Annotated in this window: 11 protein-coding genes; 7 read left to right on the top strand and 4 right to left on the bottom strand. The window is 60.5% G+C overall.

Annotated elements, in window-relative coordinates:
- Positions 1–32 precede the first annotated feature (32 nt).
- From ACFX4T_RS10140 to ACFX4T_RS10170, 7 genes are all read left to right on the top strand, one after another.
- The gene (locus ACFX4T_RS10140; protein ID WP_377651681.1) at positions 33–920 is read left to right on the top strand and encodes an SGNH/GDSL hydrolase family protein; all 888 of its coding nucleotides are present in this window, start codon (positions 33–35) and stop codon (positions 918–920) included.
- A 159-nt stretch (positions 921–1,079) separates the two neighbouring features.
- Positions 1,080–1,541: an Hsp20/alpha crystallin family protein gene (locus tag ACFX4T_RS10145; protein WP_377651682.1), complete on the top strand. Its 462-nt coding sequence runs from the start codon at positions 1,080–1,082 to the stop codon at positions 1,539–1,541.
- A gap of 11 nt (positions 1,542–1,552) precedes the next feature.
- On the top strand, positions 1,553–1,828 hold the full coding sequence (locus ACFX4T_RS10150; protein WP_377651683.1) for a hypothetical protein: 276 nt from the start codon (positions 1,553–1,555) through the stop codon (positions 1,826–1,828).
- Positions 1,829–1,835: 7 nt separating this feature from the next.
- Positions 1,836–2,144: a hypothetical protein gene (locus ACFX4T_RS10155; RefSeq protein ID WP_377651684.1), complete on the top strand. Its 309-nt coding sequence runs from the start codon at positions 1,836–1,838 to the stop codon at positions 2,142–2,144.
- Between the two features lie 276 nt (positions 2,145–2,420).
- A complete protein-coding gene (locus tag ACFX4T_RS10160) occupies positions 2,421–2,993 on the top strand; it encodes a hypothetical protein (protein ID WP_377651685.1) in 573 nt (190 codons plus the stop codon).
- A gap of 81 nt (positions 2,994–3,074) precedes the next feature.
- On the top strand, positions 3,075–3,491 hold the full coding sequence (locus ACFX4T_RS10165; protein WP_377651686.1) for an SRPBCC family protein: 417 nt from the start codon (positions 3,075–3,077) through the stop codon (positions 3,489–3,491).
- The gene (locus ACFX4T_RS10170) at positions 3,491–3,919 is read left to right on the top strand and encodes a MarR family winged helix-turn-helix transcriptional regulator (RefSeq protein ID WP_377651687.1); all 429 of its coding nucleotides are present in this window, start codon (positions 3,491–3,493) and stop codon (positions 3,917–3,919) included. Before ACFX4T_RS10165 ends, ACFX4T_RS10170 begins: the two co-directional genes overlap by 1 nt.
- A gap of 14 nt (positions 3,920–3,933) precedes the next feature.
- Here the strand turns inward: ACFX4T_RS10170 and ACFX4T_RS10175 are convergent, their stop codons facing one another.
- The 4 genes from ACFX4T_RS10175 to ACFX4T_RS10190 all read right to left on the bottom strand — a co-directional run bounded on the left by ACFX4T_RS10175 (position 3,934) and on the right by ACFX4T_RS10190 (position 10,373).
- Positions 3,934–5,193 carry a plasmid pRiA4b ORF-3 family protein gene (locus tag ACFX4T_RS10175; RefSeq protein ID WP_377651688.1) on the bottom strand — a complete coding sequence of 420 codons (1,260 nt, stop codon included), beginning with the start codon at positions 5,191–5,193 and terminating at the stop codon, positions 3,934–3,936.
- A gap of 309 nt (positions 5,194–5,502) precedes the next feature.
- Positions 5,503–6,768, bottom strand: coding sequence for an APC family permease (locus ACFX4T_RS10180; protein WP_377651689.1), 1,266 nt, complete (start codon positions 6,766–6,768; stop codon positions 5,503–5,505).
- Positions 6,769–6,851: 83 nt separating this feature from the next.
- Entirely contained in the window at positions 6,852–9,410 is a 2,559-nt protein-coding gene (locus ACFX4T_RS10185; RefSeq protein ID WP_377651690.1) for a LuxR C-terminal-related transcriptional regulator, read from the bottom strand.
- Between the two features lie 345 nt (positions 9,411–9,755).
- The gene (locus ACFX4T_RS10190) at positions 9,756–10,373 is read right to left on the bottom strand and encodes a hypothetical protein (protein ID WP_377651691.1); all 618 of its coding nucleotides are present in this window, start codon (positions 10,371–10,373) and stop codon (positions 9,756–9,758) included.
- Positions 10,374–10,569 lie beyond the last annotated feature (196 nt).

Raw genomic sequence — 10,569 nt, forward strand, 5'->3', positions numbered from 1 at the left:
AGAAACCTTTTTCCTTACAAGGAGGTAGGGCGATGAGGTGGCGTGGCCGGGGTACCCCCAAAGGCCTTGTTGATCTCACACCGGATGTTGGGCTGACTACCAAGGACCGCCCGCACCCGTGGAGCAGGTATGTGGCGCTTGGGGATTCCTTTACCGAAGGGATTGGGGATCCGGAACCAGGAAGCGTCGGAGGGCTGCGCGGCTGGGCTGACCGTGTTGCCGAAGAACTGGCAGCTGACAGCCCGGATTTTGCCTATGCGAATCTGGCGGTTCGCGGCTTGCTGATGCAGCAGATCCTGGACCGGCAAATCGGTCAGGCCCTTACCCTGAAGCCGGACCTGATCACGTTGTCGGCAGGCGGGAACGACATGGTGTTCCATGGCAGTGATCCGGACAAGCTGGCCAGCAAACTTGAGAGCGGCGTGAGCCTCTTGGCTGAGACAGGCGCGAAGATTGTCTTGTTCACGGGACCGGACTGGGGATCCACCCCGCTACTGGGGCGCAATCGTGGCAAAGTGGCCATCTTCAACGAGGACGTTCATGCTATTGCTGCCCGCCACGGGGCACTCCTCACAGATCTTTGGGCCCTACGACAACTCAGGGACCCGAGAATGTGGGACCCGGACAGGCTGCATCTCTCCCCATTGGGTCATCACACCGTGGCCATTGCTGTGCTGGACACACTAAATGTGCCGCATACCCTCCGACCGCTGGAACCCAAAGAACTACCGGAAAGCAGTTGGCGTCAGGCCCGGGCAGGTGACCTCGCGTGGGCAAAGACATACTTCTTCCCTTGGGTGTTCAAACAGCTCCGACCGCACGGTCCCGGGGAGGAACGCCTGGCGAAGCGACCGTCCGCAGGTCCGGTTTTCGAGAGTGAGAAGGCCTCGGGAGCGTCCGCTGCGCTCGTAGAGGGATAACTTCGGGCTCCTCAACGCGGGCCAAGCACGGAGCTTCCAGCAAGGCCAAAGGCGTCTTAACAAGGATGCATGTTGGGCGTATTTTATTTGTGTAGATCCGATCGAGGCCCCGCCCGGGGGTCGGTCCGCGGGGCCTGGTAACAAACAGGAGGCACCACGATGAGCAATCTACTTCGTTGGTCGGCCAGTGACATCGCCGATCCTGTCCGTCGGTTCCTTGAAGGAGAGGCCGGCTCCTGGCTCCGTGTGGAGGAATACCGGGACGGCGGATCGATGGTGGTCAAAGCCGAAGTTCCTGGCATCAATCCTGAAAAGGACGTCGATATCACTCTGTCCGGCGACGAGCTGCAGATCCAGGTCCGCCATGAGGAAAAGTCCGAGCATAAGGATAAGAGGGGATACCGCTCAGAATTCCGGTACGGCACTTTTTCCCGAACCGTGAAACTTCCGACGGCGGTCTCCGAACAAGACGTCAACGCCTCCTATACGGATGGCATCCTCGAAGTGCGCATTCCGATACCGGAGCAATCGGAGAAACAGTCACGCAAGATACCCATCACCCGTGGCGCTTCTTCGGGGGCCGGCACCAGTCCCAGCACCGGGCCCACCGAAACCCGTTAGACCGTAGCCTGGTGCGTACACCGGGCAAGATCCCCTATTGGCAATTCAATCTTCGGGAGCTCACGGTGGACACCGGAGTGATGACGGCTTATATCGTCGGTTATCTCATAACGGCAATCACGGTGTTCATTTTTTGCCTGCCAGCCATAGTGCTCTTTGTGATTCTGTTGCTGGTGGCAGGGGCACTTCGGGTGTTGGTGTGGCCACTGGAACTGGTGTTCCGGAAACTGCGCCGACACCCGAAGGAAACCCAAACTGACCAATCGTGGTTGTTGGGCTCAGGTTAGGAGGAAGATGATGAACATCGGACAAGAGCCGGAATCTCCGCGTGAAGTACCGGAGGCCGATGCGCTTGAACAGCAAACGCCCGTCCTCCCGGAGGCTTCTGAGGAGTTCGAGCTAACGAAACCGCTACCCGATGATGCCCCTGAGGCCGACGTCCTGGAGCAGCGTACAGACGTGCTTCCCGGTGGGTCAGCATTTTCACGACTCGCAGGCGCATCTGAAGCAGAGGCTGCGGAAGCAGACTATGTCGAGCAGGCCCTCGCACCCTCCTTCGAAGAGGATGACGACTACCGCGAAGACAACGAGGAGGTCGGCTAGAAGCAGTCCGCCACCCGGTGTGCTAAGTCATAGAAGACTTCTCCTGTTGGGGCCCGTGTGACCGGTGTTACTGTCGCTCCACGCGCCTTTCGCATGGGCGCACTTTAAGGGGGCAACACATTGCACACACAACTTTCGCGCGCCGGAAAACACTCGCTTTTCGGCAGCAAATCGTCATGGGGTTTTCGCGGTAAAGCACTCGGAATCACGGCCATCGGGTCACTAATGATTTTGCTGGCCGGTTGCGGTTCGGGATCCATGGGAGCTGCTGGATCCGTGAGCAGCACCAAGGAATCGACGTCAGCTTCTCCCTCGCCTACGCCTACTCCAACGCCGAGCCAGATAGCCGGGAAAGCCTGCGCCGCTGAGAAGAACATCCAATCTGTGGGCGGCGAAACGTACATCTGCACGATTGATCAATCCGGAAAACTCGCTTGGCTGGACTCCGCAACAGCAGGAAAGCTTTCTGATCAACGCGCTGCAGACGCTGCGGCAAAAGCCGCGGCAGAGAAGGCGGCAGCGGACGCAGCCGCGAAAGCCGCAGCGGACCAGGCAGCGGCTGACAAGGCTGCCGCGGACAAGCTCGCTGCCGACCAAGCGGCCGCTGCCAAAGCAGCGGCAGACCAAGCTGCCGCCGATCAGGCTGCTGCCGCCGCTGCCAAGCCTGCGCCTCTCGTTCAAAGTAGCTGCGACCCGAACTACGCCGGCGCCTGCGTACCCATTGCGTCCGACGTCGACTGTGCTGGCGGCAAAGGCAACGGACCTGCTTATGTCCGAGGTCCGGTGACGGTGGTTGGTTCTGACATTTACGGCCTGGACAACGACCACGACGGAATTGGTTGCGAGTAGTAGCCCCCTGACATTGCCACTGTACAAGATGGTCTACGCACAGATAGTCTGTGCGTAGATCATCTATTTCGGGAGGCAATCATGTGGGACTACGAGCACAGCATTGAGACCACCGCGGCACCAGAGGCCCTCTGGCGACTCTGGGCCGACGTCGAGAACTGGGGGTCCTGGAACGCCGAAATTGAACGCGTTGAAATCGATGGTCCCTTCGCGGAGGGCTCGCAGATCCTTATGACGCCACCCGGGGATGAACCCATCGAGTTGCGCATCGCTGAGGTGGTGGACGGCGAGCTGTTCGTCGACGAAGCACGCTTCGATGAGCTGCTGATCCGAACGGCCCACCGCTTGGACAGGCTCGACGGCGGTCGAGTCCGGGTCGTCTACAAGATGGAGATCACCGGTGCCGGCGCCGACCAGGTTGGCCCCGAGATCGGGCCTGCCATTACAGCCGATTGGCCGGACACCATGGCTTCGCTCGTCGAACTCGCGCAGCGCTGATGCCGCTCAGCCCGGGCGAGAGCCCCGGATTCCTGCTGTGGCATACCACCCTTCGCTGGCAGCGTGAGATAGCTGCGGCCTTGGCTCCGATCGGCCTCACCCACGTGCAGTTTGTGCTTCTTGCCTGCACCTGGTGGCTCAACAAAGAAGGCGAACATCCCAATCAGCTCGCCGTTGCCCGCCAGGCCGGTACCGACGTAAAGATGGCATCGCAGGTCCTTCGAACCCTGGAGCTGAAAGGCCTAATAGAGCGCGAAGTCGACCCCTCGGACACGAGGTCCAAACGGCTACGTGTTACTGAAGCAGGCTCGGAGCTGGCCCCACGCGCCATCGAGGCAGTGGAGCTCGCCGACGCCCAATTCTTCGAGCCGGCGCCCGCCGGGGAGCTGGTACCGATGCTGAAAAGGCTGGCGCGTCCGAGCGATTGATTGCTTGCGTCTGGCTAGCCCTCGCCCAGGCGGCGCTGGACGTCGAGGAGGAACTTGATGCCGGCGTCGGACAATTCACGCTCATACTGGCCCCATTTTTCTGAGCCCCAAAGCCTTAGGCAGAGGAATGCGCTGTGGACGTCCTGCTCCAATTCGCGAGCTACTTCGATGGGTATATCGGCGCCGTTCATCAACCGGAGGCCGCGCTCGTTGAGCGCCAACTGGACTACTTGGGCACTCAGGTTCCATGGTGGGCGACTACCGGATACTTCCCAGTGCAGTTTGAGTTGGGTAACGACATCCAGTCCCGCACCGTCAGGTGATGCCAAACGGTCAGCAATGTAGTGCCACAACATTGCTGGCTTGTTTACCAGTTTTCTACCCGCTGGGGTCAGGACGAGCCTGCCCTTGTCCTTTCGCAGGAGTTTCCATTCCTGCAAGTGTTCGCGGACGATGCGCACTGGGGCAACGTTGTACTCCGTGGAACTGCTTCCGTGCAAGACCTCGTGCCATCCCAGTTCAGTCATTGCCCGCTTGACAACGATCGGCTTCAGGTAGCCAGCCGATGTCAGAGGGAATCCATCAAGCTCCGCCTCTTTCAAGAACCAAAGAGCTGGCCCCAGAACAAACTCCATCTCGTCAGGGGTTACCTCGCCTGGCCAGAGCCGCTGCGCCAAACGATTCAGCTGCCCGTTAACGGAATCAAGGTCGAAAGCGCGGGCGTCGAACTTTGATGCCTTCTCCTGCGTTACCAGCTCAAGCCACTCAACAGCTGCCGCATGCTCTGGGTGCTTTGGATCTCCGACCACCCGCACAACGTTGGCGTATCCATACACTCCCCCGGAGTCCTCCACTGGGCCACGCATTGCGCCGCCTGTGCACGTGATCGTCGATTCCTGAACCACAGCTGGCCCCACGACTTCAATTTCGTGAGTCCAGTTGTCACCAAAGTCGTAGTCGTATTCAAGGGACGACTTTCCAGGCTGGCTTGAATCGAGCAACTCGTGAAGTTCAACACCGGCGGCCTCCTCCGCGCCCACAGGCGGATCGTCATCTTCGGCGTTCCTGGTGATGATCCGTCTCTTGCCGTACCGGTCATGGCCGGCCACAGCGTAAAGATGCGCGTTCTTCCAATCAAATGCGCATTGAATCGCACTGTGAAGCTCGGCAACCGTGGCGCTTTCCGGGAGAACGAGCTGCCGCCAAATCAGCGGGTCCGTCTCACTGATGGAAATGCGCAGTTCGACGGCGGGGACTTGGGTGGGTGACTCCATGCACCAATTCTGCCAGCGCCCGGGGAGCGGGGAGCAATCGAGTCCCACCACCTAGTCCGTCCCGGCGAACACTCATTTTTGGATTGATGCACCGCCAAAACCGCGAAATTACGCCTATTTGAACACCTAGAGCACGCGAACGAGCACCTAGACCACTATTCCCTCCCATAGTCTCCTCTTGTGCCTTCGGGACGGGAACCCGGTGTCCGGCGGGAACCCCACTCGTCCCAGGCGAAGAAGGCACGACGGCGCGGCTCCACCTAAGAACCCCCAGGTGGAGTCGTGCCCAGCCGGCTTCTGGACCAGCGCCTATCGAGGGCTGGACGGAGTCCGGCGCAAACGGATCACCCGGAACACGATACCCACCACGAACATCAGCACACCGAGCCCTACAGACAGTGGCGGCAGCGTAGCAACCAACGCCACGCAGGCAACGGCTCCAGCCACTTGCAAGGCCTTCGGGTAGCGGCGGTCCTCTGCGGGCTGGGTAAAGGCGGCGATGTTTGCCACTAAGTAATAAAGCAGCACACCGAACGACGAGAAACCGATGGCGCCCCTGAGGTCAGCTCCGGCAATGATCAGGCAAATCACCACGGCCAGCGTTGTTTCCGCCCGGTGGGGAACCTTGTACCGCGGATGAACGGCCGCGAGCCAGTGCGGGAGGTCGTGCTCGCGGGCCATCGCCAGGCTCGTCCTGCCCAGCCCTGCGATCAGCGCGAGGAGCGCCCCCAAAGACGCAACTGCGGCTCCGACCCGAACAATCGGAGCAGCCCAAGACATTGCACCAGCAGTGACGGCATCGGCCAGGGGTGTCGGGGTCCCGGAAACACCGTCCGGCCCCAAGGCAGCCAACAGCGTGACGGCTATCAGCGCATAGATGACGATGGTGATTCCCAGGGCGATGCTGATGGCACGAGGTATAGTGCGGCGAGGCTCCCGAACTTCCTCCCCCATGGTGGCAATCCTCGCGTAGCCAGCGAAGGCAAAGAACAACAGCCCGGCCGACTGCAAGATGCCGTACCAGCCGTGCGCCAGCAGCCCCTCGCCCACAAAGTTGCTGAAGTCAGGTCCGGAACCACCCCAAACGGCCGCCACCGCTATGGCCAGAGCGGTCAGGACGGCGATCACCAAAATTCGGGTAAGTCCCGCTGTGCGAGTCACTCCGTGATAGTTCACAGCAGTCAAAATTACGACGGCGGCAATCGCCACCGGGCGCTCCCAGCCTGCCGGTGCTGCATAGGCCGCGAAGGTCATGGCCATGGCTGCGGCACTGGCCGTCTTGCCGATCACGAATCCCCACCCGGCCAGGAATCCGGGCCAGGGCCCAAGCCGCTCACGTCCGTAGACGTAGGTTCCGCCGGAGGTGGGGTATCTGGCAGCGAGCTGCGCGGAGGAGGTCGCATTGCAGAAGGCCACGAAGGCGGCAACCACCAGACCTATAAGCAGCCCGGATCCGGCAGCTGCTGCGGCTGGTGTGAAGGCCGCGAAGACCCCGGCGCCAATCATGGAGCCTAAGCCAATGAGGGAAGCATCAAACGTGCCGAGGCGGCGGGCCAAGGCCGGGGAATTGCTCACGAGAACCCTTCACGCATCAAGGTCTGAGCTCTACCGGTGTCACCGGAGACTCGTACTGGAAGATACGTTCAGCCTAACGTGAGTCAGCGTGCTGCCATTGAATTCCCCACGAGGATGAACAGGCCATTACGCGAGGTTGCGCCGGTCTTTCGCAGGGCGTTGGAGATGTGGTTTTCCACTGTTCTCGCGCTGATCCCGAGATGTTCAGCAATCTCCACATTCGAGCGATGTCCCGCCAACGCGGCAACCTCAATTTCGCGTTCGGTCAGAGGTGTCGTCCTGAAAGTGTTGAAGGAGAGTTGCTCGTTGGTTGACGGAAACCTTGCTGCGAACATCGAGGATGCTTCGGCCATGGCCTCCGCCGCTGCTGTGTTCCCTTCCAGAACGTGACGTTTGAGGGCACCTCGAAGGAGCATGCCGATCTGATAGTTGTCGGCGTCCAACTCGTAGTGTTTCAGGAGGAGACCAAGCAGCTTGTGATCGCCTTCCACAACAGCGGTGGCAACGGCCATCATTTGATCGTGAGCCGTCACTCCGCTGTCCCGCAGGATCTTGCGCAGGAGATCCAGTACCGGCGCGCCGGGACATAGGCATGTGCAGAGCAGCGCCGTCATTGTTGCTTCCAGGATGTAGCCGCTTCTCATCTGGCGTTTGATGAGTTTCACGGCCAGCCGATCAAAAACCGACGGCTGGGTAGTCTCTGCGGCAACTAGCTCATGTGCACCCTTGCCGATACCGGGCAACGGTCCAACGTCAGGCACCTCACTCCGTGCTTGGGAGGCGATGGACAGCGACGGTGAGATGGCCGTCGTCGCATGCCGTAGGCCGGCGAGCCGCAGCATGGCGTCATAAAGGATGTCGACGACGAAGCCGGGACGGCCCATGGCAAACACACTGCTCATGAGGTACTCGGCTTCCTCGAAGTAGCCCCGATACAGCAGACCGAGCGCTGCCACGTAGCTACTGGCAACAACGCCGAATTGATCGAGGTTGCGGCGGGCCTCGGCACGCCAATCCAGTGCGAAGACCAAGGAGTCCTCGATCCTGCCTGCTGCAAAGAGCGCGAGGCCGTGAAGGAACGGACGCAGGTGCGGGAAGGTGTCGTCGTCCTCAGCTTTCTCAGTCAGGCTGAGGACCGCGTCCGGCCGAAACCGATACAGCTGGAGCAAGCTTTGGACGAGTCCTTCCAACCCCGGCAATGCAGCCTGCGAGGCTTCGGCAGAGGGCTCGGGCATGGGTGCGACCCGACCATGGGAGGCATTGATGAAGAGGACAGCGGCCTCGGCAGTAGAGGCTTGTTCCGGGTTGTGCTCGGCGAATCCTTTGAGGATGTCCACGGCCGTACTCACGCCCTGCCCTGAGTAGATTGCAGGGAAAGCCCTGGTGATTACGAGAAAGAGAACGTCGTTGGGGTCGCCGTTGAGCGTGGACGTCTCCTGGCAGACGCGGGTTGCCCGCATAACGTTCACCGGCGCTCCCCAGTAAACCCTAAGCAGTGCTGCAGCATTGGTCGCGGACTTGTTCGCTTGCCATCGTTCATAGCGCGTCCGTTCGCGGGCGGCACTGTGATCGTGAAAATGCCGGGCAGTTACGGCGTCATCGTTTCCCTTCTCGAGCCGCAAGGATGCCAACACCCGGGACAGGCAGTCGGCAGTGGTTGAATTGCCCTGCGTAGTTTGAGGCACCCCCTCAAGCGCACCGGCGATCTTGTTCCGCAAGAGGTGCCGGTCTCTGAGCGTCTTTTGGCCCCGGAAATAGTCGGCAATTACGGGCGGGCTTATCGCCGCGATTGGTCCATTGTGGTGATCGTCCATGACTGACAGGAATCCCCGCCGTTCAAGGCCTTCCAATACGTCGGGCTGTACCACTTTTTGCAGAACGTCCACCCGGGCGGTGCCGAGGATTGCCATGGTGTGCAGGGCGGTGACTTCTTCCGGAGCCAGGTCCGCCAGCAACGCTTCGAGGGTGCCTCTCAGATGGTCGTTCCAGAGGGTGTCACCTGTCATCTGCCACTGACCACCACGCATAATCAGCAGCTCGCTTAACGCCGCGGTCTCCGTAATGCGGACGACTAGCCGAGGGTTGCCGCCGGACTTGGTCAGGATCCTGGCTGTTGTGTCTGCATCTGCAGCAGACCCCAGCACCTGCGTCACCAAGGTGTGTACCTGCTCAAAATGGAGGGGGTCCAGTTGCAGCAAAGCTTCGCGGCCACTGTTCATGACAGCCAGTTGACCTCTTGAGATCGGACCGCTGTCCGGAGCCGTGACGATCAGCGGGCAATCGGACCTGCGCCGAACGGATTCCAGGACCGCCAGTGATTCGTTGTCCAGCAGATGGATGTCGTCCACTATCAGGACGTGCTTTCCAGGCTTAGACAACTGGCTAGCCAGCGCATCGGCCATATCCATGACTCCGCTACGGCCGGGCCGAAGCTCCAAACCCAAACTCTTGATGGCTGCGTACGGAATTGAGCGATGGGTTCGAAGGCCGCTGATGAAGTGGATAGCCATTCCGGTCTTTTCCAAGTTGGCCACGACGTTCCGCACCACCGTGGTCCTGCCGCTTCCGGGTGCTCCAATAATCCGCACGCCTATGCCGCGGCCAACGAAATCGAGGATGCGCTGCACCTCAGAATCGAACACTCGATCCAACCTTCTGTTTCTGTGGATGACCGACATGCGGCTCACTTCGCAGGTTAGATCTCGGAAACGGGACTAGGTGGCAAAACAGCCTTGCACAGGCCGCTTAGCCCCCGTCTAGGTGGTGATTCGGGCAAAAATGAGTGCTCGCGCGGCTCGCCTAGGTGGTGAGCCTGCGTTGAATGAGCTGGCGGGAAGGAGTCGTTTGCAGTCTGTTCGTCCATGGGAGGCCCTCGGTTTCGTAGTTGATACCGATCACGCTACGGACGTTCGAAGGTGAGTTACAGGGATGTAATTAGCTATGTGGATATGTGTTCGAATGAGATTCTTAGGATAGGAACATATCTACTACAAGCGTGGGGACCGCGATCGGGCTGACGCTCTTGCCTGCCCAGATCGCAGCGGAAGCCATCGCCACATTGCTGCTGTGCAGGCACCCACCGTGATGCCGACTGCCACGGCCACGATCAGGTGCTCGGTCCGCCAGTCCTCCGGCGCATTGACCGCCTGATATGACAACCACATACTGAAGGCCCAGGCGACGCCGGTCACTGCAGTCCATATGGCCCCAACTTTGGCCGGCCACCGGGCGGCCCACCATTGCCCCAGGCCGAGTAGTAACCCTCCCAGACCCGCCATTAACGGCCACCCCACAGCGTCCGGAAGCATGTCTCCAAAAGCGTGCGCCACCAGCAAGGCCCCAATGGTCCCAATGATCCACCGCCAGGCCCGTAATCCGGACCGCCTTAACAGCAGTGCCTGCAGACCACCAACTAAGAGCCCGGTGGCAACGCCGTTCACCAGCGCTCCGGCGGGGTTGGGGTTGAAGGAGTCACCGTTATTGGGCGGCAGGGCACCGGGGAAATGGAACACGCCCCCGGACACCGCTACGCTCAGGGCCGTAGTGAGGAGCCATAGTAAAGGAAAGACCCATGGGGAGCGGGCCCCCGATGTTTCGTTGCCCATGCAGCACCCTCTTATCCAGGACAGGCTGGCAAACAGGGCCATCCCGACCCCATCATTCTGCGGCTATGCAGTAATTATGGCGGCCGGCGAGCGAAGGGCAAGTGCCCACGGCGAATGTGGGGTTATAGGACAAAACGTGTGTATTGGTTGGGCCTGCTTTCCAGCGCTGGCGGGCGAATTCCGGGATAGCTAAGCT

Source organism: Paenarthrobacter sp. YIM B13468, assembly GCF_042788025.1.
Taxonomy (GTDB): domain Bacteria; phylum Actinomycetota; class Actinomycetes; order Actinomycetales; family Micrococcaceae; genus Arthrobacter; species Arthrobacter aromaticivorans.